This is a genomic window from Kitasatospora sp. NPDC096128 (assembly GCF_040303105.1).
GTDB lineage: Bacteria > Actinomycetota > Actinomycetes > Streptomycetales > Streptomycetaceae > Kitasatospora.
The window spans coordinates 37,510-63,620 of record NZ_JBEOSP010000049.1 but is presented as its reverse complement, the minus strand read 5'-3'; the positions used below and the strand labels follow the sequence as shown (position 1 = coordinate 63,620).

The 26,111-nt window shown below is 75.5% G+C and carries 6 protein-coding genes; 1 reads left to right on the top strand and 5 read right to left on the bottom strand.

Features of this window, described 5'->3' with window-relative positions:
- The 5 genes from ABTY61_RS35520 to ABTY61_RS35500 form a co-directional block, all read right to left on the bottom strand.
- Positions 1 to 3,474, bottom strand: a 3,474-nt coding sequence (locus ABTY61_RS35520; protein WP_350509306.1) for a beta-ketoacyl synthase N-terminal-like domain-containing protein, incomplete at its 3' end; no start/stop codon positions are given.
- Positions 3,471 to 12,284: an SDR family NAD(P)-dependent oxidoreductase gene (locus tag ABTY61_RS35515; RefSeq protein ID WP_350509305.1), complete on the bottom strand. Its 8,814-nt coding sequence runs from the start codon at positions 12,282 to 12,284 to the stop codon at positions 3,471 to 3,473. The genes ABTY61_RS35520 and ABTY61_RS35515, both read right to left, overlap by 4 nt.
- Complete coding sequence (locus ABTY61_RS35510; RefSeq protein WP_350509304.1) at positions 12,281 to 21,427, bottom strand: amino acid adenylation domain-containing protein; 9,147 nt, start codon at positions 21,425 to 21,427, stop codon at positions 12,281 to 12,283. Before ABTY61_RS35510 ends, ABTY61_RS35515 begins: the two co-directional genes overlap by 4 nt.
- 2 nt (positions 21,428 to 21,429) lie before the next feature.
- On the bottom strand, positions 21,430 to 22,671 hold the full coding sequence (locus ABTY61_RS35505; protein ID WP_350509303.1) for an aromatic ring-hydroxylating oxygenase subunit alpha: 1,242 nt from the start codon (positions 22,669 to 22,671) through the stop codon (positions 21,430 to 21,432).
- Positions 22,672 to 22,754: 83 nt separating this feature from the next.
- A complete protein-coding gene (locus ABTY61_RS35500) occupies positions 22,755 to 24,011 on the bottom strand; it encodes an NAD(P)/FAD-dependent oxidoreductase (RefSeq protein ID WP_350509302.1) in 1,257 nt (418 codons plus the stop codon).
- Positions 24,012 to 24,529: 518 nt separating this feature from the next.
- On the opposite strand from ABTY61_RS35500, the gene ABTY61_RS35495 reads away from it, so the two are divergent.
- A complete protein-coding gene (locus ABTY61_RS35495) occupies positions 24,530 to 26,056 on the top strand; it encodes an FMN-binding glutamate synthase family protein (protein WP_350509301.1) in 1,527 nt (508 codons plus the stop codon).
- Positions 26,057 to 26,111: the final 55 nt, after the last annotated feature.

The following is a 26,111-nucleotide window of genomic DNA, read 5'->3' as shown; positions in this document are numbered from 1 at the left end:
GGGGGGGGGGGGGGGGGGCGCCGCCGGCGCGGGGGGGGCGCGGGGGGGAGCGGGGACGTCGGGCCGCGGCCCGACGGGCAGCGGCGCGGCGGCGGCCGGACGGGCGGGGACGTCGGAGGTGTCGGGGGTGCCGGTCGCCGGAGCGGAGCCGGTCGCGGCGGGCAGCGTCGCGACCAGCTCCCGGAACTCCTCGGCGAGGAAGGCGGCGAAGCGGCGCGGGGTGGGGTACTCGAAGAACACCGTCGGGTAGAGCGCGAGGCCGTGCTCCCGGGAGATCCGCTCGCTCAGCGACACCAGGCCGACGGAGTCGGACCCGGAGGAGAGGAACTCCGTGTCGGCGTCGGCCTCGGCGATCCCCGCCGACTCCAGGAACCAGCCGAGGATCCGCGCGGTCGGGTCCGCACCGCGGGCGGCACGGGCGGCACGGACGGGCTCGGCAGCGGGAACAGGCTCGGGCGCCGGTACGGGATCGGGGGCCGGTACGGACTCGGGGGCCGGCTGCTCGTCGAAGGCCGCCGTGGGGACGCGCTTGGAGGAGATGTCCGCCAGCACCAGCAGTGGCCGCCCCGCCGCATCCGTGACCGTCTGGGTGACGCGGCAGGCCTCCTCGTTCCAGAAGGCGGTCTCGGTGCGGACGTACGCCGCCTCCTCCAGCGGCCCGTGGACCTCCAGCCGCCCGACCGACAGCGGGATGAAGGCCGAGGCGTCGGCGGCGCCGAACACCGGGTTGCCGGGCGCGATCGCGGCGATCGTCACGCTGTCGAGCAGCCCGGGGAACAACTCGACGCCGCGCGGGTTCAGTTCCCGCTGCCGGCCGCCCTCGACCCGGGCGAGGGTGCCGCCGTCGGGCAGGCCGGCCACCCAGGAGATGTTCCGGTAGTAGCGGCCGTGGTGGTAGCCGATCCGCCGGAGCCACCGGTACAGCCGGGAGCCGGCGTGCAGCTCGGCGGAGCAGGCGTCCAGCAGCGCGGCGATCGGGACGGCGTCGGGTGCCGGCGCCCGACGCGCGAGGTAGCGGCCGGTGACGAAGGGCTCATCGGTCTCGCCGTCCCGGACGGTGAAGCGGCCCTCGCCGTCCACCCGGCACACCACCCGGTGGGCGCCGGTGGGAATCAGCGGGCGGTGGAAGAGGACGTCCCCGAGCCCGTGGAAGGCCTCGCCACGCAGCACCGCGCCCTCGCGCAGGAAGTCGAACCAGGCCACGCCCGGCAGCATCGTGCGCCGGTAGACGGCGTGTTGGGCGATCGGGGCCTCGCCGGGGCCGAAGACCCGGGAGAAGCGGTAGCCGGCGGGGCCTTCGTCGGCCTCCAGCGCGGTGGGTGTCCCGGGTTCGGCCGAGCGCAGCGGTTCGCGCAGGTCCAGGGCCGGGCCGGTGGACTGGGCCGCGGGCAGCGGGCGTTTGCGCCAGGCGCGCCCGCCCTGGACGGCCGCCCAGTCGAACTCATGGCCCGCCGCGAAGAGTTCGGCCACGGCCGCGGCGAGCGCCCCGGCCACCTCCTGGTCGTTCTCGGCCCGGCCCAGCCGGGTACAGAGGTCCGCTGCCTCCGGGTCGGGGTCGGCCGTCGCCTCGGCCTCCTGCCGGAGGACCTCGGCCAGCGCCTGCTCCAGGGGGACGCTCCCCCAGGCGAACGCGCGGACGGCCTCCCAGCCCGGCGGCAGGTCCACCGCCTCGGCGGGGACACCGAGGCCGTGCAGCGCCACCGCGAGCGCGACGCCCTCACTGATCCTGAGCAACTCACCGGAGAAAGAGGACAGTTCGGTACCGGTCGCGGTCTCGAAGAGGTCGATCACCTCCCGCACGGCGGGCACCGTCCGGTCCAGCGCCGCCAGCCAGCCGGGCGGGGTCGACGCCGCCGCCGGGCGCAGCCGGACGGTCGCCCGGGGCTCCGGAGCGCCGCCGAGCAGCCACGCCCGCAGGGCGGCGGTCAGTTCACCGGCGTCGGCACCCGTCACGGCGGTGCGCACCGCGCGGTGGGGCCGGGCCAGTCGCGCCGTCGCGCACACGTCGGCCAGGGCCTCCCCCACGGTGGGCAGGAAACCCAGCCACTGGGCGGCGAGTTCGCGCAGCGCGTACGGGGTGGCGGCCGACAGCGGCAGGACGTGCACGGCCCGTCCCGGAGCCGGGGGGTGCGGCTGCGGGACGGAATCCGGGACGGCCTCGGCGACCACGTGGGCGTTGGTGCCGCCGAAGCCGAAACCGCTCACGGCCGCCCGGCGCACCGGCGCCTCGGGCCAGGGGGCGGCGGCAGTGGGCAGGTGGAACGGGCCGGTGTCCAGGCCCAGGCGCGGGTTGGGCGCCGCCACGCCCGCCGCCGGGATGACGCCCTCGCGCAGCAGCACGAGGACCTTGGCGAGCGCCGCGAGGCCCGACGCCGAGTGGAGGTGGCCGATCCGGCGCTTGAGCGAGCCCAGGGCGACCGAGTTGCGCGGCACGCCGTGCCGGCCGAAGACCTCCGTCAGGGCCCGCGTCTCGATCGGGTCCCCGATGGCGGTGCCCGTGCCGTGCGCCTCGACGTACCCGACGGTGGCCGGGTCGACGGTCCGGTAGACCCGGTCGAGCAGCGCCACCTGGGCGTCCAGGTTGGGCGTGGTCACTCCCATGGTGGCGCCGTCGTTGTTGACCGCGCTCGCACTGATCGCGCCGAGCACGTGGTCGCCGTCGGCCAGCGCCGCCGCCATCGGCTTGAGGACGAGCGCGACGGCGCCCTCCCCCGGGACGTAGCCGTTGGCCCGGCCGTCGAAGGTGTGGCAGCGGCCGTCCGGGGACAGCGCCCCGGTGCGGGAGAGCAGGACGAAGGTCAGCGGGTCGATCAGCAGGTCGACGCCGCCGACGACGGCCAGGTCGCAGGCCTCGGCGGCCAGGCTCTGGCAGGCGAGCCAGAGCGCCGTCAGCGACGACGAGCAGGCGGTGTCGACGACCAGGCTCGGGCCCGCGAGGTCGAGGCGGTCGGAGAGCCAGGCCGCCAGGAAATTCTGCGACCGTCCCCACAGCGCCGACGGGCGGACGTCCGCGTCGAGCGGCCCGGCCAGGCCGCGGCCGTGGTCGAAGCCGTAGGCGTTCATGCGCGCGCCGATGAACACGCCCGCGTTCAGCCTCCGGCCGGCCCCGAGCTGGCCGGAGTCCTCCAGGGCCCGGGCGCCGACCTCCAGCATGGTGCGCTGCTGCGGGTCCAGGTGGCGCGCGTCCTCGGCGGCGAGGCCGAAGGCGGCGTGGTCGAAGGAGTACGGGTCGAGCAGGAACGCCCCGCGGTGGTGGGAGCCCTGGTGCGGGCCGTCCCCGAGGTAGAGCTCGCGGCGCCACCGGCCGGGCGGGACCTCACCGACCTCGACGGTGTCCTGGTGCAGGAAGTGCGCCAGGTCGACGGCGTCCTCGGCGCCGGGGAGGCGTACCGCGAGGCCGATGACGGCGATGCGGCGGTCCTGACGGTCCACCCTGGTCCTTTCGTCGGAGGGTCGTTCGGCAGCGGTGGTCACGGCGCCACCTTCCCCGGCTCGGCGGCGACCAGGGGGCGCAGCAGGGCCCGCAGCGCGGTGGCTCGCCCGTCGCCTTCCGGAGCGGGCGCCCGGCGGTCGGGCCCCGGCCGCGCGGGGACGGTCGCGGCGAGCGCGGTGGCCAACTCGTCGGCCGTGCGGGTGCGCATCAGCAGGGACGGGTCGACGGTGCGGCCGGTGTGCCGTTCCAGGGCGGTGGCCAGTTCGGCGATGGCCAGGGAGTCGAGCCCGAGCCCGGGCAGGGCCCGTTCGCCGGGGTCTTCGCCGAGGACCTGGACGAACGCCGCGCGGACGGCCGCACGGGCCGCCGTCCGGTCCCGGCCGGTGGCCGGTGCGGGGATGAGGGCGCGGATCGGCTCCGGCTCCGGCGCCGCCTGCTCGGACCGCTCGGGGGCAGGGCCAGGGGCTACGGCCCGGCCGGGGAAGAGCACGGCGCCACCGGTCAGCGCGTGGTCGAGGAACGCGGTCTCCGCCTCCTCGGCGTCGATGGCGTGGGCGGCGGCGAAGGAGGCGTCCGCGGCCATCCCGACTCCCGTCCAGTCGGGCCAGGCGTGGGCGGTCACGGCGGTGCCGGTGGCCTCGTTCTCCCCTTCGGCCAGGGCGAGTTGGTAGGCGTTGGCGAGGGCGTAGTCGACCAGGCCGCGTCCGGCCGGGGCCTGGGCGCCGGCGATCGAGGAGACCAGCACGGCGAAGTCTGCGCCGTGCCGCTGGGCCAGCCGGACGGCGTTCAGCGAGCCGGCGACCTTCGGGGCGAGGATCCGGGCGGCGTCGTCCCAGGGGCGGCGGTGCATCGCGCCGAACGGGTTGACGCCGCCGGCTCCGTGCACCACACCGCGCAACCGGCCCCAGCGGGCGCCCAGTTCGTCGGCGACGGCCGCGAGCGCCGAGGCGGCGGCCGTGTCGCACGGCAGGTACGCCAGCTCCGCCGGGCCGGCCAACTCGCGGAGCAGCGCGGAGCGTTCGGGGTCGAGCGGGGAGCGGCCGACGATGCCGATCCGGCGCGCGCCGCGCTCGATCAGCCGGGCGACCAGGCGTCGGCCGACGGCGCCGAGTCCGCCGGTGACCAGGAGGTAACCGTCCCCGGAGAGTCGGCAGTTCGGCCCGGGCAGCGCTTCGGCGGGCCGAGGTGCGTAACGGACGCCGCCGCGGTAGGCCGCGACCGTGCCGTCCTCGCCGTCGTCCGGCCCGGGCCGCAGGGCCGCGTACTCGGCGGCGAGCTGCCGGGCCCAGGCCTCGGCCGGATCGGCCGCGTCCAGGTGGACGATCGCGCCGGGCCTGCGGCTCTCGGCGCAGGCGGCGGCCACCGCCGCGGCCTTGGCGGCCCTCGTGGGGCGCAGCGCGGCACGCTCCGCCGGGCGCACGGCGGCGCCGTGGCAGACGGCGTACAGGAGGCGGCCGTGCGGCGGCAGTTCCCTGATCAGGTCGCCGAGTTCCTTCCAGAACGGGCCCAGGTCACCACCGTCGTCCTCGTGGGAGGCGATGTCGGTCACCAGGATGGTGTCGGCGGCCTGGCCGGGCTCGGCGAAGTGGGCTCCCCGGGCGCGGAGTTCGGCCGTGACCAGCTCCCCGAGGGCCCGGTCGGCGCCGACCAGGCGGACGGTCCCGGGGGCCGTCGCCGGGGCGGCCAAGCCCTCGGGGTGCCAGGCGGTGCGCAGGGCGCGGGCGCCGGTGGGCCGGGTGGCGCCGGTACGGGTCCGCCAGTGGGTGTCCGGGGCGAACGGGTAGGTCGGCAGTTCGGTGGTACGGGCCCCGGGGAGCACGGGCCAGTCGGCGTCGTTGCCGCTGTGCTCGGCGCGGCCGACCGGCACCCGGCCGGCGGCCACGGCGCGCAGGGCGGTGGCGAGTTCGACGGCGTCCCGGCCGTGGACGGCCGCCTGCCATTCCTGCGGCGAGCGTCCGGTGTTGGCCGTCCGGCACAGGTCGGCGGTCTCCCACTCGTCACGGACCGTCTCGAAGCGCTCGGCGTAGGCGGCGGCCAGGATGCGCACGGTGTTCTCGTCGGCGGCCGTCACCCGGAGCACCCGGCTGCCGGGCGCCAGCGGCGGGCGGACCGGCAGGGCGGGTGCTTCCTCCACGATGACGTGGGCGTTGACCCCGCCCATCCCGAAGGAGCTCACCGCCGCCCGGCGGGCCTGCTCCCCGCGCGGCCAGCCGAAGGCGCGGTCGGCCAGGTAGAACGGTGAACTCTCGAACTGCACCATGTCGTTGGGGCGGCGGACGGACAGCGAGGGCGGGATCGTGCGGTGTTCCATCGCGAGCAGGACCTTGACCAGGCCGGCCAGTCCGGCGGCGGGCTCCAGGTGGCCGATGTTGGGCTTCACCGAGCCGAGCGCGCAGAACTGCGCGCGGTCGGTGTGCCGGCGCCAGGCCCGGGTGAGCCCGTCGACCTCGATCGGGTCGCCGAGCCGGGTGCCGGTGCCGTGGGCCTCGACCAGGCCGATCGACTCGGGCGACACCCCCGCCTCGCGCAGCGCCGCCGCCACGACGTCCTCCTGTCCGGAACCGCTCGGCACGGTCAGGCCGCTGGTGCGGCCGCCGTGGTTGACGGCGGTGCCGCGGATGACGCCCCGGATCCGGTCGCCGTCGCGCAGCGCCGCCGTCAGCGGCTTCAGCACCACGGTCACCACACCCTCGCCGGGCACCAGCCCGTCCGCGTCCGCGTCGAACGCCCGCACCCGGCCGGTCGGCGACAGCGCGCGCAGGTTGGTCATCGCGGTGTAGTGCAGCGGCGACAGCCCGACCCGCACCCCGGCGACGACCGCCTGGGCGCACTCGCCCGCGCGCAGCGAGCGCACGGCGGTGTGCAGGGCGACCAGCGAGGAGGAGCACAAGGTGTCGATCGTCATGCTCGGGCCGCGCAGGTCGAGGAAGTGGCTCAACCGGTTGGCCAGGAAGGCGTTGTGGTTGCCCAGGCCGCTGTGGGCGTCCAGCTCCGGCGCGAGATTGTACTCGCGGTAGTGCTGGTAGCTGGCGCCCACGAACACGCCGGTGTCGCGGTCGAGGCCGCGCGGCGGCAGGCCGGCCGACTCCAGTGCCTCCCAGGTCGTGCGCAGCAGCCAGCGGGCCTGGGGGTCCAGGACCTCGGCCTGCTTGGGGAAGAAGTCGAAGAACCGCGCGTCGAACTCCTCGACGTTGTCGAGGAATCCGCCGACATCGCCGGCCCGCGCGGGCGCGGAGCCGTTCCAGCGGTGGGCGGGTGCCGGGCCGAGGGCGGTGCCCGCGTCGGCGAGCAGCGACCAGAGCGCGGCCTCGTCCCGGGCGCCGGGCAGTGCGAGGGCGAAGCCGATGACCGCCACGTCCGGTGACGCGAGCCCCGGCTCCCCGGCCGGTTCGTCGGCACCATCGGCGGCGTCAGCAGCGTCGGCGACGACGCCCGCGGCGGCAGCGTCGGCAGCGTCGGCAGCGTCGGCGACGACGCCCGCGGCGGCGGCCTGCCCGGCCACGTACGCCGCCAGGGAACGGCAGTCGGGGTGCTCCAGCACCTCCCCGGGGCTCAGCCGCAGCCCGTAGGCCGCCTCCAGGTCCGCCGCGACGGCCGTCGCCAGCAGGGAGTCGAGCCCGACGGTGGAGAGCGGGGTGGTCGGGGTGATCGCCGGGTCACGGAAGGCGTCCCGGACGATCCCGAGGACGGCGGCCTCAACGGCCGTGCCGCGCCTGCCCGGTACGGTCTCGACGACCTGGGGCGGCACCGCGGACCGGGACGGAGCAGGCGCGGCCGGCCCCCGCACCGTCCGGTACTCGACGCCGGTGAGCCGGGCCACGGCGCTGCCGTCGGCGGCGAGCAGCGTCGCGTCGCCCCGGCGGACCAGCTCCGTCCCGGTGTCCTCGGCCTCCAGCAGCACATAGGCGGTCCGGGCGGGATCCCCCCACCGCTCGACCCGCCGGACGGACTCCGGCAGGTACGTCTCCGCGGCGGCGGACGGGTCGGCCAGGGTGAGGACGGCCATGCTCTGCAGGGCCGCGTCCAGCGCGACCACCGAGCGCTCCAGCGGCCCTCCGTCCGGCAGGTCGACGCGGGCGAGCACGCGGTCCGGGCCGTAGCGCACCTCGCCGAGCGAGCGCAGCGGCGCGGCGAGGTCCATGCCCTTGGCCGCGAACCAGGCGTACAGGCCGTCCGCTTCGAGGGTCCGGCCGAGGCGGGCACGCAGGGCGTCGAGGTCCGCGTCCGGAGGGGCGGGGGCGGGCGTGGCGTCCGGGCCGGCCGGCTCGACGCGGGCGATGGCGCGCCCGCCGTGGCGGAAGGTGGCGGCGCCGGTGAGCGCAGGGTCGTCCAGGTCGCTGCTGAGCGGGCCTTCCCCCGCGCCCCGGCCGAGGAAGGCCGCCCGGTGCAGGAGTTCGGCCCGTTGCAGGGCGAGTGCCAGCGGCAGCGCCCCGGGCACGGTGGGCTTGCCGAGGACCCGGTGGGCGCGGGTCAGCCGGCGGGCGGTCTCGGCGGGGGCCCGGAAGGGGTAGGGCGGCAGGGCGATCCGCCGGGCGGGCACGCCCTGGTGGACCGCCCGCCAGTCGACGGTCCCGCCGCCGACGTGGTGCCGGGCCAGTGCGGTGCCCAGTCGCTGCTCGGGCAGCCGCAGCCGGGCCCTGAGACGGTCGGCGCCGACGGAGGTGAACCGTGCGACCTGGTCGTAGAAGGCGTCCTCGACGACCGCGCCGGTGCCGGTGGCGTCCAGGGGCGTGTCGCCGCGCAGCACCTGCCCCTGTCCGTCGCGCAGGTGGCGGGCCAGCCCGGCCGCCAACTCCCCTGCGGTGGAGCCGAGGACGGCGATCCGGTGGCGCCGGTGGTCGCGGCCCACGGCGGCCGAGCGGCACAGGGCCGCGAGGTCGGGCGGGGTGTCCCGGCGCAGCAGCCGGAGCACGTCCGCCGCGCGCCGGGCCAGGGCCCCGGGGGTGTGCCCGGACAGCACGAGCAGATGCTCGCCGAGGGCCTCGGGCGCCCCGCCCGGGGCGGCGGGCCGGGCGGGCTCCGGCGCGTACTCCTCCACGACGATGTGCGCATTGGTGCCGCCCATGCCGAAGGCGCTGATCCCGGCCCGGCGCGGCCCCGCCACAGCCCAGCTCACCGGCTCGGTCGGGATGGTGAACGTCCCTTCGGCCAGGTCGAGTTGGGCGCTCGCGGTTTCGAAGCCGGCCAGCGGCGGGATCTCCCGGTGCCGCAGGCAGAGCAGCACCTTCAGCAGGCCGGCCAGACCGGCGGCCGGCTCCAGGTGGCCGATGTTGGCCTTGACGGAGCCGAGGTGGCAGGGGGCGCGGCGGGCCGGGTCGGCACCGAAGACGGCGGCCAGCGCGGCGGTCTCGATCGGATCGCCCAACTGGGTGGCGGTGCCGTGCGCCTCGATCAGGGTGATGTCGGCCGGGGCCAGTCCGGCGTCGTCCAGGGCCGCGCGGATCACGGCCGTCTGGGCCTCGCTGCGCGGCACCGGCAGGGCGCTGCCGCGGCCGCCGTGGTTGACGGCCGCGCCGCGGATGACGCCCAGGACGCGGTCGCCGTCCCGCTCGGCGTCGGCCAGCGGCTTGAGCATCACGGCCACCGCGCCCTCGCCCGGGACGAAGCCGTCCGCCCGGGCGTCGAACGGGCGCGGCAGGCCCTCGGACAGCGCGCCCAGCTGGCTGAGGCTGCGGTAGTACCACGGGGTCAGCCCGACGTGGCAGGCCGCCACGATCGCGGCGCCGCACTGGCCCGCGCGCAGGGCGGCGACCGCCTGCTGGACGGCGACCAGGGCGGAGGAGCAGAGCGTGTCGACGGTCTGCGAGGGGCCCCGCAGGTCCAGGGCGTAGGAGATCCGGTTGGCCAGCAGGGCGTTCATGGAGCCGAGCGCGCTGTACGGGCCGACGCTCTCCAGCCCCTGGGCGTCGCGGTGGTGGGTGTAGGTGGCGCCGACGAAGACGCCGATGTCGCGGCGGTCGGCGAGGCCGCTCTCGTCGCGCACCGCCCAGGCGTGCTCCAGCAGCAGCTTCTGCTGGACGTCCAGGTCCCCGGCCTCGCGGACGGAGATGCCGAAGAACGCCGGGTCGAAGCGGTCGATGTCGGCGAGGAAGGCTCCGGTGCGACAGTACGTGCCGGTCAGCTGCGGGCCGCGCGGGCCGAAGTGGGCGTCGATGTCCCAGCGGTCGGCGGGGATCTCGGTGAAGGCGTGCCGGCCGGCGCGCAGCAGGGCCCACAGGCCGTCCGGGTCGGTGGCGCCGGGGAGGTCGCCGGAGGCGGCGACCACGGCGACGTCCCCGGGACGCGCGACGGGGCGGGCAGCAGGGCGGGCAGCGGGCGGCGGCTCCTCCTGCTCAACAGCCTTATCCGATAGGGGGGTTGCCGGTACGGGAAGGGCCTCGGCCGCGCCGTACCGCTCGGTCAGCGCCTGCGCCAGCTCGGCGAAGCCGCCGTACTCCAGGAACAGGGTGGCGGGCAGCTGGATCCCCCACCGGCGGGACAGCTCCTCCGACAGCTCGACGCTCGTGATGGAGCTCATCCCGTAGTCCGACAGCGGTGCGTCGCGGTCCAGCCGGTCCAGGCCGAGCCGTTCCGTCAGGAAGCCCTCCAGGGCCTGCTCGACCCGTTCGGGGCCCGCACCACCCGCGTGCAGCGCATCGGCGGGTCCGGGGCCCGGCAGCCCGCTGCTCAGGACTTCGTCCTCGGGCAGGACCACCGAAGCGTCCGGGTGCGCGATGACGACCTGCCGGACGTCCTCGCCGAGCACCGCCATCAGGGCGTCCAGGGCCTCGGCCGTGCCCAGCGGCCGCACACCGCGCCGTCGCAGCTGGTCGGCGACGGCGGTGCCCATGCCGACCTCGCCCCACAGGCCCCAGTCGACGCTCAGCCAGGGCCGGCCGTGGGCGTGGGCGAAGGCGTCCAGGTAGGCGTTGGCGGCGGCGTACCCGGCCTGCCCGAGGTTGCCGAAGGTCCCGGAGACCGAGGCGAAGAGCACGGCGAAGTCCAGGTCCGTACCGGCGACGGCGGCGGCGAGTTCGTGGACGCCGTCCACCTTGGGCCGCAGCACCTCGGCGAGGTCGGCGGGCGTGGCGGAGCGGATCAGCCCGTCCTTGAGGGTCCCGGCGGCGTGCACGACGCCGTGCAGCTCGCCGTACTCCGCGTGGATCCGGCCCACCACGGCGGCGAGTTCGCCCGGCGCGGTGATGTCGGCCGCGTACGAGACGACCGTGCAGCCCGGGAGGTCGGGGCCGGCGCCGCCGGAGCGGCTGACCAGGGCGACCAGGCCCGCGCCCTCCCGCGCGAGCCGGGCGGCCAGCTCCTGGCCGAGGCCGCCGTGTCCGCCGAGGACGAGGTAGCGGCCGCCGGGCCGGACCGGCCGCGCGCCCGGACGGACCGGGCGGGTGCGCACCCGCACCGGTTCGTGGCGCACGCCCCGCCGGTAGGCGACCTCCGTGGGGCCGTCGCCGAGCTCACCGGCCAGCGCGTCGACCGAGGCCTCGTCGAGGTCGATCAGGCGCGGGCGCAGCCCCGGGTACTCGATCGCGGCGGTGCGCACCAGGCCCCAGAGCGCGGCCCGGGCGGGCACCGGGGCGTCGTCGTCGGCGACCGGCTGAGCGGCTGCGGTCACCGCGAAGAAGCGGGTCTTCCAGCGGAGTTCGCCGAGGGTCTTCAGCGCGGCCAGGCAGCCGTGCAGGCCCTGCTCGAGTTCGACCCGCCGCTCGCGCGCGGGCCCGGTGGCCGCCGTGTGCACGACCCCGGCCGGCGGCTCGCCCACCGACTCCCACAGTCGGCGGAAGGACTCCTCGTCGGCGGCGGGCAGCGCGAAGCGGTCCGGTCCACCGGTGGCGGGGTCCGCGCCGAGGACGGCCTCCACCACGCGGGCGCCCTCCGCCCGCAGCCGACGGGCGGTGCGCTCCCCCGGGCCGTCGGCCCCGGCGGGGCGCAGCAGCACCCAGGTGCCCCCGGCCGGCTCGCACCCCGGGCCGGGCGCCTCGCGCCAGCGGATCCGGGACAGCGGGTGAGCAGGGCCCGCCGCCGCGGACCCGGTCGGGCGGCGCATGCGCAGGCCGGTGAACTCGACGGCGACCTCTCCGGACGGGCCCACCAGCAGGGCGTCCGCCGTCGCGTAGGCGCCCTCGTCGCCGGTGCGGCGCACCAGCACGGTCGCGCCGCCGGTCCGTCCGGACAGTTCGGCGTGGACGGCGATCCGGGCGACGCCGATCGGCAGCAGGGGCAGCGGGCCGTCGGCGAGGTCCTGGAGCGCGCAGGCGGCGGTCTGGAACACGCCGTCCACCAGCAGCGGGTGGGCGTGCCAGGGCAGCGGCTCGGTGTCGGTGGCCAGCACGGCGCGGGCCGTGCCGTCCCCGACGGCCAGCTCCCGGACGGTGCGGAAGTCGGGCCCGTAGGCGAGCCCCTCCCGCGCCCAGCCCTCGTACAGCTCGACCGGGTCGATCGTCCGAGGCGTGCTCACCTGCCAGGCCGTCGGGCCGGGGCGGTCGGCGCCGAGCCGGCGCCCGGTACCGGTGGACAGGGTCTTGCGCTCGCCCGCCAGGACGGTGCTCAGCTCGAAGCGCGAGCGGGTGCCGTCGGCCCCGCTGTGCGCCACCTCGAGCCGTACGGCCGCCGCCGCGTCCTCGGTGAGGCTGAGCGGGCGCCGGAAGGCCACGTCGGTGAGCTCCGACGGGGCGAAGGGCCGCAGCCCGGCGATGCCCGCCAGGGCCATCTCCAGTTGCACGGCGGCCGGCAGCAGGCCGAGGCCGTCGGCGCGGTGCTGGGCGATGAGGGGTTCGCGCCCGGCGAAGGTCTTCTCGTAGGTCTCGCGCGTTCCGGGGGTGTCCTGCGGCTGGCGCGTGTCGGCTCGATGCGTCGTCACTGGCCCTCGCTCCCGTTCTGGTAACGGCGGTCGAACAGCGGGTGGTCCAACAGCGGGTGGCCGACGGCGCTCGCCGCGAGGCGGCGGGCGGGGGGCGCGGTCAGTTCCTGCCGGTGGAAGGGGTAGCCGGGGATGGTGGTGGTGCGCCGGTCCCGGCCGGCGTGCAGGGCGCTCCAGTCCAGGTCGGCACCGGTGCGGTTGTGGTGGGCGGTCAGGGCGGCGTGCAGCTGCGCCTGGTCGTCACGGTCGCGGTGGAGGGTGGCGATCCAGGCCGGGTGCGGTTCGGCGAGGACGGTGCGGGCCGCCGGCAGCAGCTGCGGGTGCGGGCCGAGCTCCCAGACCGCGTCCGGCGCGGACTCGCCGAGCACGGCCAGGGCCCGGGCGAAGCGCACGGGTTCGCGGATCGCCGCCGCCCACCGCTCGGGGTCGGTGGCGGTCTCGGCGGTGTGCCACCCGCCGGTGAGCGTGGCGGCGAAGGGGACGGCCGGCGCCTTGAGGGACGTCGCCGCCACCGCCTCGGCGAACGGCCGAACGGCCGGCTGCATGGCGGCGGAGTGGAAGGCGTGGCCGACGGCGAGCCGCTGGGTGCGGTGCGGGGTCTGCCCGCAGAATCGCGCGACGGCCTCGGCCGGCCCGCTGACCGTGTGCACGCGCGGCGCGTTGTAGGCCGCGATCTCGACCCCGGGGTGTGCCCGCAGCTCCTCGGTCAGCGCATCGGCCTCGGCGTGGACGACAGCCATCGCCCCTCCCCCGCCGCCGCACTCCTGCATGAGGGCGCCGCGCAGCGCGGTCAGCCGCAGCAGGTCGGGCAGGTCGAGCACGCCGGCGGCCCAGCCCGCGGTGAGTTCGCCGAGGCTGTGCCCCGCGACGGCGTCGGGGTGCACGCCGACCCCGGCGAGCAGCCGGACCAGGGCGACCTCGACGCTGACGATGGCGGGCTGCGCGTAGCGGGTCTCGTCCAGCAGTTGCCGGGCGTCGCCGTGGAGCAGGTCGAGCAGCGGGACGTCGAGGTGCGGGCGCAGCAGCTCGGCGCACTCGTGCAGCGCCTCGCGGAAGGCGGGTTCGGCGGCGAGCAGGCCGCTCGCCATGCCGGGGTACTGCGAGCCCTGGCCGGTGAACAGGAAGGCCGTGCCGGGCCGGCCGCTCCGCCGGACGGCCGGGGTACGCCCGTCGGCGACCCCGGTGAGGCGCTCGGCCAGTTCGCGGGCGCTGGCGCCGTGCACGGCGACGCGCCAACGGTGGGCGGCGCGACCGGTGTTGGCGGTGTAGGCGATGTCACCGAGTTCCTCTGCCGTGGCGTCGGTCAGGCGGTCCGCGTAGGCGGCGGCCAGGGTGCGCACGGCGTTCTCGTCGGCGGCCGTCACCCGGATCAGGTGGCTGCGCTGCGGCGCCTGGGTGCGGGCCGGGAGGGCGGGCGGCTCCTCCACGATGACGTGGGCGTTGACCCCGCCCATCCCGAAGGCGCTCACCGCCGCCCGGCGCACCCGCCCGCCGCCGCGCGGCCAGTCGAGGGCGCGGTCGGCGACGTAGAACGGTGAACCCTCGAACCGGACGTGGTCGCTGGGGCGCCGGACGTGCAGCGAGGGCGGGATGGTGTCATGTTCCATCGCGAGCAGGACCTTGACCAGACCGGCCAGTCCGGCGGCGGGCTCCAGGTGGCCGATGTTGGACTTCACCGAGCCGAGCGCGCAGAACTGCGACCGGTCGGTGTACCGCCGCCAGGCCCGGGTCAGGCCCTCGACCTCGATCGGGTCGCCCAGACCGGTGCCGGTGCCGTGCGCCTCCATCAGGTCGATCGTGTCCGGGGACACCCCGGCGTCCCGCAGCGCCGCCAGCACCACCTCCTCCTGCGCCCCGCTGCTCGGCACCGTCAGGCCGCTGGTGCGGCCGCCGTGGTTGACGGCGGTGCCGCGGATGACACCCCGGATCCGGTCGCCGTCGCGCAGTGCCGCCGTCAGCGGCTTCAGCACCACCGACACCACGCCCTCGCCCGGCACGAAGCCGTCGGCGGCCGCGTCGAACGGCCGGATCGCGTCCGAGGGCGAGAACGACCGCAGGCGGGAGCCGAGTTGGAAGTACTGGGGCGACATCCCCAGGTGCACCCCGGCGACGATCGCCCGCTCGCACTCACCCGCGCGCAGCGAGCGCACGGCGGTGTGCAGGGCGACCAGCGAGGAGGAGCACAAGGTGTCGATCGTCATGCTCGGGCCGCGCAGGTCGAGGAAGTGGCTCAACCGGTTGGCCAGGATGGCGTTGTGGTTGCCCAGCCCGGCGGCCGTCTCGACGACCTCGCCGACGACCATGTCCCGGTAGTGCTGGTAGCTGGCCCCCACGAACACGCCCGTGGACGGCTGCTCCCGACCTGCCGTGCCGGCGTCCTCCAGGGCGCGCCAGGCCGACTGGATCAGGTGGCGCTGCTGCGGGTCGATCCACTGCGCCTCGGCGGGCGAGAGCCGGAAGAACCCGGCGTCGAAGTCGGTCAGCCCGTCGACGAAGCCGGCCCGCCGCAGGTACACGGTGCCGGGCGCGCCCTCGGTGCCGTAGTAGGCGTCGATGTCCCAGCGGGAGGCGGGCACTTCGCGCAGGCAGTCCCGGCCGTCGGTCAGGACCCGCCACAGCTCGCCGGTGTCCCCGGCGCCCGGGAAGACGCCGTCGACGCCGATGACGGCGATGTCGTGGCGCTCCTCGTCCCGGCGGTCATCCGGCACCGCAACGGAGGCCTCCACGGCCTCCGGCTGGACGGCAACCGGCTCGGCCGGGCCGTCCGTGACGCCGTACTCCTCCAGCAGCACGGCGGCCAGCCGGTCGACCGTGCCGACCTCCAACAGCAGCGTGACCGGGATGTCGGCGTCCAGCCGTGCGCGGATGTCCTGTGCCAGCGAGACCGCCAGCACCGAGTCGAGCCCCAGTTCCTGGAGCGGCCGGTCACCGTCCAGGGTGTCGGCGTCCAGCTCCAGGGCGGACGCCACCCACTGCCCCAGCGTGGCCCTGAGGGCACCGCCGGCCCGCCGCGGCGCCGGCGGTGGCGTCGGCGCGGTGGGCCGGGTGCCGCCGGTGGCCGCGGTCGCGGGTGCGCCGTGGGCGGCCTCGCGCCGCGGGTCGGGCCCGGGCGCCCGCTCCGGCGGGCTCGGCGAGATCCGCTTCCAGGTGATCCCGCGGGCCTCCAGCACGGGCCGGTCGCCGTCGAGGATCACCAGGCTCGCGGTGAGCAGCCCGGCGTCGGGGCCGGACTCCCGGTCGCGCCGGGCGTGCACCCGGGCGGTGGCGGGCAGCGGGCCGTGGACGGTGAGCCGCTCGACGGCGAAGGGCACGTACAGGCCCTGCGCGCCGCAGGCGGCGAGCGCGACCTGGAAGGCGCCGTCGAGCAGCCGCGCGTCCAGCGGGCCGTGCGGCCGGTCGTCGGAGCAGAGTGTGCCGACGGCCTGCCCGGGGGCGGTGGACAGGGCGGTGACGGTGCGGAACCCGGGGCCGTAGTGCAGCCCGGCGTGTTCGTGGGCCCGGTACATCGCGTCGAGGTCCACGGGTGCGAGCCCACGGGCGATGAGCGGAGCGGTGGGTGACGGCACCTCGGCAGCGGTCACCTCGCCGTCGCAGACCAGCGCCCCGGCCGCGGTGCGGAACCGGACGGCGGGCCCGTCCTGTTCGGCCGTGAGGGTGTCGGCGCCTTCGACGGGCATCCGGAAGGTCAGGTCGCGCAGGGTGAAGCGGTCCCGGCCGAGCAGTTCGGCGACCCGGCCGGGGTAGGCGGCGCCGGGCAGGGTCGGCCGGCCGAGCACGAGGTGTTCGGCGGCCTCGGGCTGGCCGTCCCAGGTGCGGGCTGACCGGCCGACCGGCTCGGCCGCCTGCGGGACCGGTGCAGGGTCCGGTGCGGGGCCTGGTGCGGGGTCTGGTGCGGGGCCTGGTGCGGGGTCTGGTGCGGGGACCGGTGCTGCCACGGGCGCCGGCACCGGCCACAGGTGGCGCTCCTCGTGCGGCGCGGTCGGGAGGCGCACCCCGGCCCGGCCAGGTCCGCCGGCCAGATCCACTCCGGCGACGAACTGCCGCGCAACGTCGTCGAGTTGATCCCTGGTGGCGCCGGGGGCCAACGGCGCCCGAGCGGCCCTGGCCGCGCCGGAGACCACGCCGGTGTGCAGCGAGCGCGAGGTTCCCGCACCGGCCAGGAACAGCCGGAGCTTGTCGTCGAGCTGCTCGATGCCGTCCACCACGCAGGCGAGCCGGTGCGCCCGCGCCGGACGGCGCAGGGCTGCCTCGCTCAGCGCGGCCAGCGGCGGGCAGTGCGGGGACTCCAGCATCAGGACGGTCCGCTCGGCGAGCGTGCGCAGCGCCGTCGCCGAGCCGGCCGAGAGCACGACCAGCCGGGGCCCGCCGTCCCGCGCCGGGGCGGCGGCCGGCGCGGCCGCCACCACGACGTGGGCGTTCACACCGCCGAAGCCGAAGCTGCTGACCCCCGCCGCCTTCGGCCCGTCCCACGGCAGCACCCGGTCGGCGACGGCCAGCGGTGAGCGCGCGAAGTCGAACGCCCGGTTCGGGGTGCGGTGGTTGAGCGAGGGCGGGATCGTCGCCGCCTGGAGGGCGAGGACCGTCTTGATGAGGCCGGCGATGCCCGCGGCGGGCTCCAGGTGGCCGAGGTTGGTCTTCACCGATCCCACCGGAAGCGGTCGCGCCGCCTCCCGGCCCTCGCCGAGGACGGCGTGCAGGGCTTCCAGCTCGATCAGGTCGCCCAGCGGGGTGCCGGTGCCGTGCGCCTCGATGTAGCCGATGCCGTCGGCGGTGAGGCCGGCCGCGGTGAGGGCCTTGCGCAGTACCGCCTCCTGCGCGGGCTTGCTGGGCGCGGTCAGGAACCCGGCGCTGCCGCCGGTGTGGTTGACGGCGGTGCCGCGGATCACCGCGAGCACCGGGTCCCCGTCGCGTTCGGCGTCGGCGAGCCGCTTGAGGACGACGACGCCGCAGCCCTCGCCCCGCACGTAGCCGTCCGCCGCCTCGTCGAAGGTGCGGCACCTGCCCTGCGGGGACAGCATGCCGGTGCGCGCGTAGGAGCGGGACTTGTCGGGGGTGAGCACCAGGTTGGCCGCTCCGACGACGGCGGCGTCCACGTCCCCCGCGCGCAGGTGCATGGCGGCCTGGTGCAGGGCGACCAGCGAGGAGGAGCAGGCGGTGTCCACCACGATGCTCGGCCCCGACCAGTCGAAGACGTGCGAGAGCCGGTTGGCGATCATCGACATGGCGGTGCCGGTGGCCGCGTGCGGATCGGCGTGGCCGGTGCTGCGCGCGACCAGTTCGGGGAAGTCGCTGGCGATCGTGCCGACGAAGACCCCGGTGGAGGCGCCGAGTGAGGCGTGGTCGTGGCCGCAGCTCTCCAGCGCCTCAGCCGTGACGCTGAGCAGCAGGCGCTGGAGCGGGTCCATCCGCCGGGCCTCGCGGTCGGTGAGGCCGAAGCGCGCGGGGTCGAAGTACTCGACGCCGTCGAGCCAGCCCGCCGGCGTGTCGTCGGCCTCGGACCACAGCTCGGCCCAGCCGCGCCGCCCGGCCGGCGCCGGACCGACACCCGAGACGCCGTCGACCAGGTTGCGCCAGAACTCGTCCGGGGTGGCGGCGCCGGGGAACCGGCAGGCCATGCCGACCACGGCCAGCGCGCCGTGGTCGGCCGGGCGCGGCGCGGGCTGCGGCCGTGCGGGCTCGGCCTCGGCCTCGGCCTCGGGAACCGGGTCAGGGTCGGGGACAGGAGCAGGGAAAGGGACAGGGTCAGGGACGACGGCAGGTACGGCCACTGCAGGTACGGCCACCGCCCCCTCCGCCGCCCCCAGCAGTCGGGCCAGCTTGGCCGGCGTACCGGTCGCGAAGACGTCCGCCGCGCTGATCCGCACGCCCAGCGCCCCGCTCAGCCGCGCCGCGGCCACCGTGACACTGGCCGAGTCCCCGCCGAGGTCGAAGAAGTTGCCGTCCGCCGTGAACCCGGTGTGCCCGAGCACGGCGGCGAAGACCCGGGCGATCTCGGCGGTGCGGTCCTCGGCCGCCGGGCGGGTCGGCTCGGCGCCGTCGGCGGCGCGGACGATGTTGTCCCGCTTCGGCTCGGGCAGCCGGGCGCGCGCGACCTTGCCGTTGTCGGTGAGCGGCAGCGCGTCGATGCGTACGTAGGCGTCGGGCACCATGTACTCCGGCAGCGCGGCGCGCACGAAGGCGTCCAGGCGGGACTTGGTCGCCGTCCGCCCGCCGACCAGGTAGGCCGTCAGGCGGGGTTCGCCGCGCCCCTCGAAGCGGGCCGCGACGACCACCGCCGCGGTGATGCCGTCGAAGCGCTCCAGCACCCGCTCGATCTCGGCCGGTTCGATGCGGTTGCCCCGGACCTTCACCTGGGCGTCGGCCCGGCCGAGCCACTCGATCGCGCCGCCCGGGTGCAGCCGTACCTCGTCCCCGGTGCGGTACAGCCGTACGCCGCCGGCCGGGTGGACGACGAAGGCGTCCGCCGTGAGGTCCGGCCGGTGGGCGTAGCCGCGGGCCAGTCCGGCGCCGGAGATGTAGAGCGCGCCGGTTTCGCCGGCCGCGCACGGCTCCAACTGCCCGTCCAGGACGTGCAGTCGGAGGTTCGGCAGCGGTTCGCCGAGCGGCAGCGGCGCGTCGGCGGAGGTGACCCGGTGACAGGAGGCCCAGATGGTGGCCTCGGTCGGGCCGTAGAGGTTCCAGAGTTCCCGCGCGGAGGCGTGCAGCGGCTCGGCGACACTCGCGGGCAGCGCCTCGCCGCCGGACAGGACGGTGAGCGAGGCTGGCGGGGTCCAGCCGGTCTCCAGCAGCAGGCGCCACAGGCTCGGGGTCGCCTGGGCGACGGTCACCTCGCCGGTCAGCTCGGCCAGTCGGTGCGGGTCGCGCGCGGTGTCGCGGGAGGCGAGGACCACGGTGGCGCCGAGCGTCAGCGGCAGGAGCAGTTCCAGCAGGGAGATGTCGAAGGCCACCGTGGTGTGCGCGAGCACCCGGGCGTCGGCCGGGACGGCCAGCCGGGCGCCGATGCCGGTGAGGAAGTTGGCGAGGGCGCCGTGCTCGACCTCCACCCCCTTGGGCTCTCCGGTGGAGCCGCTGGTGAACAGCACGTACGCGAGGTCGGGTGCGCCGACCTGGGCCGGCACGGCCAGTGCGGCGCCGTCCGCCTCCGGCACGCCCAGCGCGGCGCCGAGCGACTGCCCGAGGGCGTGGGTGCGGTCGTCGGTGAGGACCAGGTCGCACCGGGCGGCCTCGGTGTAGCGGCGCAGCCGGTCGGCGGGGTAGCCGGGGTCCAGCGGCAGAAAGGCGGCACCGGCCCGCAGGACGCCGAGCAGCGCGGGCAGCAGGTGCGGGCCGCGTTCGGTCAGGACGCCGACCACCGAGCCGGGTTCGATGCCGTGGTCGTGCAGCCGGGCGGCGATCGCGTCCGCCCAGGCGTCGAGGCCGGCGTAGTCGAGGGTGCGGTCGCCGCAGCGCACGGCGACGGCGCGGGGCCGTTCGGCGACGGCGGCGGCCACCAGGTCCAGGACGGTCGGACCCTCGCTCTCGACTGCCGGCGGTTCCCCGCTCCGCACGGGCGTCGGGTCGTCGCCGTGGAACAGCGCGGCCAGCGCCAGATCCTCGACCCGTTCGGTGAACGCCAGCGCCTCCTCCCGGTCCATGGCCGTCTCCCGGACGAACACCGTGGGCGGGCCGTCCTGCACGCACAGCAGCGCGACCTCGGTGTGCGGTTCGGCGGAGGCCTCCTCGCCCGCGTCCCGCTCCAGGACCATCACCCGGGTGAAGGTCGGATCCTGTTCGCCCAGCGGGCGCCCGGCCAGGCCGAGCCGGGCCTCCAGGTCGGCGGCGTAGCCGCCCTTCCCGGCGGCCAGGTCGAGTCGGCGCCGCAGCGCCGCGCCGGTGTCATCGGCCTCGAAGCGGACCGGGAAGCGGGCGGCGACGAGTCCGTGGGTGCGCTCGGCGAGGATCCGCGCGGCGGACGGCGACCAGGCGAAGTCGAAGCCCTCCGGGGCTTCCGGGTCGTCCGTGCGCTCGGCGACGGCGCGCAGGAAGGCGCGGACGACCTCGACCGTGTCCTCGGGTGAGGCGGGGGTGTACGCCAGCTCGTAGCGGCCGTAGTGGGCCGTGGCGGCGGAGAAGTCCCCGGCGGACAGCCGGGCCGGGCGCAGGTCCCGCAGCCGGGCGCGCCACCAGGGCTCGTGGGGGCGCAGCCGCTGCTGGGCGTCGGCCAGGGCCGCGAGCAGCTCCTGCGGGGCGGGCGGCACCGGGGCGCCCTCGACGATGCCGAGGCACTGGGCGGCGGCCTGCCCGCTGAGGGCGCTGCCGTCGACGGCGGTGAAGTCGCTGAGCACGAGGTCGGCGTCGGCCGCGGCCAGGGTGAGCGCGGAGGTGGTCACCGAGAGCGCGGTCGTGCCGGTCCGGGGCTCGTTGCGGGGGATCGAGCGGATCTGCCGGCTGAACACGGCGCCCTGCTCGGTGACGTACGCGGGCAGGGCGAGCGGGTTGGGGAAGGAGCCGTAGTCGAGGGCCTTGGCGGTGCGGACGGCTTCGGCGGCCGTGGTGCCGGCGTGGATGGCGCCGCCGGCGGCCATCCGGGCGCTGCGGCGGTAGAAGCGGCGTTCGCGGCCGCGGGTGTCGACGGGTTCGGGCAGGGTGCCGGCTGTGAGGTACGGGACGAGGTCGCCGAACAGCTCGATGCCGGTCTCGGCCGTCTCGTAGGTCAGCGACAGGGCGGTGGAGTGCTCGCGGACCGGGAACCAGCGCTCCAGCAGCACGTTTCCGGCGTCGACGGCCTCCGCCATGAGGTGCCAGGTGGCGGCGTGTCGGGTGGCGCCCTCGTACAGCGCCCAGGCCGGGGCGTGGCTGCCGGCGTAGCGGGGCAGCGGGCCGTCGTGGAAGTTGATCGCGGCGATCCTGGGCATCGCGAGCACCTCGGCGGGCAGGATCCGGAAGTTGACCGTGCTGAGGAGGTAGTCGAAGGGCTGGCCCGAGAGCAGCGCCGTGAGGTCGGCGCGCGGGTCGTGCAGCGGGATCCGGTGTTCGGCGGCCCAGGCGGCCGCGGCGGGGTCCTCGCTGAGGATGCCCTCGATGCGCACGCCCGCGTCGAGGAGTCGGGCGGCGCACTGCGTCAGGACCCGGGTGCCGCCGATGAGGTAGCAGTTCGTCGCCATGCTCACGCACCGCCGACCGCGGCGCCGCCGGAGGCGGCCGCCTGGTCCGTCACGCCCGCTCGGCCCGGCGGGGCGGCGTGAACCGCATCACTTGTCCCGTTCATCTCAGCTGTCTGTGCCGCGATCCAGGCGTCGATCTGGGAGACCACCTCCTCGTCGAGGGAGAGCTGCCCGGGCGCCCAGCGCGGGTTCGCCAGGCCCCGGTGGGTGCGCTCGCACATCGTCCAGTCCTCGTAGTTGGCCTTGTCCCACAGGGCGAACACGGCCTCGTGCGAGAAGTCGTCCTTGGCGGTCTCCGAGGGGTGGAAGAGCCAGAAGTGCCGGACGAGGCAGGTGCCGGGGCTCTCCGGCCAGACCCACTGCATCATCACGTAGTCCGCGGTGAAGCCGAACAGCAGATTGGGCAGGATGGTGATCCAGTTGATCCGCTGCCGGTCGGCCTCGGGCACCAGCGGCATCGGTGCGCGCCGGCTGCGGCCGGTCATGGAGACGGAGTTGAAGCCGCCGCGGATCGACTGCCAGGCGCCGACGATGTCGCCCCGGAGGTCGTAGGTGCCCGCGTCGTCGAAGTCGGTGATCCGGTGCAGGTCCTTGTGGGCGGTCGGGAAGTGCAGGCTCTCGTTGACGTTGTGCGCGACCAGCTTCCAGTTGGAGGCGACCGGGTAGTCCTTGGCCTCCACGCACTCCAGCTCGGCCAGGTGGTAGACGCGGGCGAACTCGCCGAACTCGCCCAGGGATTCGTCCAGGTCCGGGGCGTCGTCGGAGAAGGCGATGAAGACGACGCCGTGCCGGATCTCGGTGCGGATCGGCAGCAGCCCGTTCTCGTCCTTGGCGAAGAAGTGGTCGAGGTAGGTGCCGTTGAGGCTCTTGAGCGCGCCGTTGCGGTCGTACACCCAGCAGTGGTAGAGGCAGACGAGGCTCTGCCGCTTGCCCGCGGCCTCCTCGACGAGCTTGTAACCGCGGTGGCGGCAGTAGTTGTGGTAGGCCCGGATCCCGTCGTCGCCATGCAGCAGCAGGACGGATCCGGTGCCGATGTTCAGGGTGCTGAACGCGCCCTTCTCCTTGAGCCGGGAGACGTGGTCCACGGGCAGCCAGCGGCGGCCGTAGATCCGCTCCATCTCCCGCCGGTGCTGTTCCTCGCCGGTGTAGAACTCGTGCGACCGGCCGGTCCCACCGGTCTCGAAGTAGGCTCTCTGCTCGGGCTGTTCGCTGATGAGCTCGAACATGCTGGAGGCGTGCTTCATCTACTGGCTCCCTCGGCGGGCTGGAGAACGACGACTACCGTGTCGAGTTGACGACACATCAGGTACTGCACCCGGGCGGTGGCTCAGCCCGCGGGGTCGTAGATCCGCTGGTCCTGCGGCACACCCGCGCTGTCGTAGAGGCGCTCCAGGGCGTCCGGCGCGTAGATCTCGTGTCCCTCGACGACGCCGCCGATCAGTCCGAGCATCCGGTCGGTCCACTCCTGGGTGGCGCTCATCGCGGACATCGTGGCGCGGAAGAAGGGCGGCAGTTCGGTGAGTTCGCCGAGCGTGGTGGTGAAGTCGTAGACGTCGCCGCTCTCCTCGTCCCGCAGCTTGTTGTACTCGGCGAGCGCCTCCTCCATCGGCCGCTCGCCGGCCAGTCCCTGGTGGATCCGGTCGGCGAGCAGCTGGCCGTGGAGGAAGGCGTCGGTGATGCCCCACCCGGTGTACGGGTCCTTGTGGTACCCGGCGTCGCCGACCAGGGCCCAGCCCGGGCCGTACGCGCGGCGGTAGTAGTTGTCCGGGTAGCGCATCGGCTTGAAGTCCTCCTCGCGCCGCCCCTGGTCCCGCAGTTGGACCCCCATCTCCGGGGACACGTCGTCGAACACGGCCTGGAACCGGCCCTCGACGTCCTGGCGGAACTCCTTGAGCTGACGCCGGGTGCAGATGACCGCCAGCATCTGGAGCCCGTCGTTGGTCGGCCAGGTGCCGAACCAGCGCTCGTTCATGCCGGTCTTGTGGTGCAGCCCCCAGTCGTCGAGCCCGGTGTAGTACGAGTAGTAGATGAACCCGGCGGCCGGGCGGACGTTGTACAGCTCGGCGCCGGTCCGCTTGGCCACCGTCGAGTGGAAGCCGTCGGCGCCGACCACCACGGTCGAGCGGAACTCCCGCTCCGGGCCGTCGCCCTCGCGCCCGCGGACGCCGACCACCCGTCCGCCGTCGAAGACCAGGTCGGTCAGGGTGAAGCCCTCCAGCACCTCCGCGCCCGCCCGGCGGGCCGCGTTGACGAGGATCTCGTCGAGCACGGTGCGACGCGGGCAGTAGACGGCGTCGACGCCGTCGACCGGCTCGGCGAAGCCGTTGAGCTCGACCCCGCGGTAGGCGTAGTGCATCCTGCGCAGCGCCGGCGTGCCCGCGCCGACGATCTCCTCGAGCAGCCCCCATTCCTGGAGCTTCAGCAGTCCCGCCTGGTGGATGTAGTGGGTCGACACGGAGTCGCTGGGAAACGAGGCCCGGTCCACCACCAGCACCCGGTGCCCCTGCCGGGCCAGCAGCATGGCCACCGGCGATCCGGCGCAGCGGGCACCGACAACAATGACGTCGTACACGAGATCCCCCACGGATTCGAATTGGTCCCCACACGGCGGCAACAGGCTCGCTCGAACACCCGGGCGACCGGCCCTCCGTATTGATCAGGAGGCTACGTAATCCCCTAGGGAAGGTCAAGACTTGGTAGAGGCAAGGCAATTCCCGGACCGTCTACGCGCCTCACCACCCGCCTCCTGTCCATCCAAATACGGACAAGGCAGGGCACACATCTTGCTCACATTCACCGAGCCCGCCGTTTCTCCGATTGCCCCCGGAATCACCACCGGAAGGGCACGGAATCACTGGGGTGAAGTAACTCGTGAAGTTCGCGGAGGAATTCGGCCACGCCATGGCCGAAAGTCCACCGGGCCGCCGGAGCGGGCCGCGAACCCGCCCCTGGCCGCAGACCGGTCGGACGGGCGTCCTACGATCACATCGGGTCCCTCGACGGGCGCCGTTGCCTCCCGGCCGCGCGCCCGCCGCCCAACGCCCCGCACGACACGACGACTCCACCGACGGCGATGGAGTCGTGCACCGAGGAGGAACGTCCATGCAAGCCCGGAAGATCGGCGCGGCCGCCGCGACAGCGGTGGCGCTTCTGGCTGCCCGCGACCTCATCCAGAAGAAGCACGCGCTGCTCCGGAACTTCCCGGTGCTCGGGCACGCCCGCTACCTGCTGGAGACGATCGGCCCCGAGCTGCGGCAGTACATCGTGACCTCCAACGAGGAGGAGCGCCCGTTCAGCCGCGACCAGCGCACCTGGATCTACGCCTCGGCCAAGGAGCAGAACAACTACTTCGGCTTCGGCACCGAGGTCGACGTCGAGCACGTCCAGGGCCACGCCTACGTGAAGCAGCGCACCTTCGCCGGCGCCCTGCCCGACACCCACGACCCGCAGTCCCCGCTGCCCTCGGCCAAGGTGCTCGGCGGCCCGCGCGGCCGCGCCAAGGCGTTCCGCCCGGCGAGCGTGGTGAACATCTCGGCGATGAGCTTCGGCTCGCTCTCCGGCGCCGCCATCACCGCCCTCAACAAGGGCGCGGCGGAGGCCGGCACCATGCACAACACCGGCGAGGGCGGCCTGTCCCCGTACCACCGCCAGGGCGGCGACCTCGTCCTCCAGCTCGGCACCGCCTACTTCGGCTGCCGCAACGAGGACGGCAGCTTCAACCTCGACAAGCTCAAGGACGTCGTGGCCGGCGCCCCGGTCAAGGCGATAGAGATCAAGCTCTCCCAGGGCGCCAAGCCCGGGCTGGGCGGCATGCTGCCGGGCGCGAAGGTCACCCCGGAGATCGCCGCGATCCGCGGCATCCCGGTCGGCCAGGACTGCGCCTCGCCGTCCCGGCACTCCGCGTTCGGCGACGTCGACTCGATGCTGGACTTCGTCGAGCTGATCGCCGCCGAGACCGGCCTGCCGGTCGGGATCAAGAGCGCGGTCGGCGAGATGGGCTTCTGGCAGGAGCTCGCCGCGCTGATGGAGCGCGGGGACCGCGGCGTCGACTTCGTGACCGTCGACGGCGGCGAGGGCGGCACCGGCGCCGCGCCCCGGATGTTCGCCGACTCGGTGTCGCTGCCGTTCCGGATGGGCTTCTCCCGGGTCTACGGCACCTTCGCCGAGCTGGGGCTGACCGACGACCTCACCTTCATCGGCTCCGGCAAGCTCGGCCTGCCCGAGAACGCCGCGGTCGCCTTCGCCCTCGGCGCCGACATGATCAACGTGGCCCGCGAGGCCATGCTGTCCATCGGCTGCATCCAGGCGCAGAAGTGCCACACCGACAAGTGCCCCACCGGCATCGCCACCCAGAACCCCTGGCTGGCCCGCGGCCTGGACCCGGCGTCCAAGTCCACCCGCGCCGCCGTCTACCTGCGCACCCTGCGCAAGGAGCTGCTCAAGGTCTCCTCGGCCGTCGGCGTGGCCCACCCGGGCCTCATCACCGCGGACGACATCGAGATCATGAACGGCGACTACGAGGCCCGCACCCTCGCCGGCGTCTACGGCTACAAGGAAGGCTGGGGCGAGCTCGGCCCCCGCCTCGCCGCCGAGATCACGGCCCTGGTCACCGCGAAGCCGACCGCCTGACCGGCGCACGTCCTCTCTCACGCACGACGGCCTCCCACCCCCGCCGGGGCGGGAG

Excerpts from the sequence above, each read along its gene's own strand:
- ABTY61_RS35510 (WP_350509304.1), bottom strand. The coding sequence starts at position 21,427 with ATGGCGACGAACTGCTACCTCATCGGCGGCACCCGGGTCCTGACGCAG.
- ABTY61_RS35505 (WP_350509303.1), bottom strand. The coding sequence starts at position 22,671 with ATGAAGCACGCCTCCAGCATGTTCGAGCTCATCAGCGAACAGCCCGAG.
- ABTY61_RS35495 (WP_350509301.1), top strand. The coding sequence starts at position 24,530 with ATGCAAGCCCGGAAGATCGGCGCGGCCGCCGCGACAGCGGTGGCGCTT.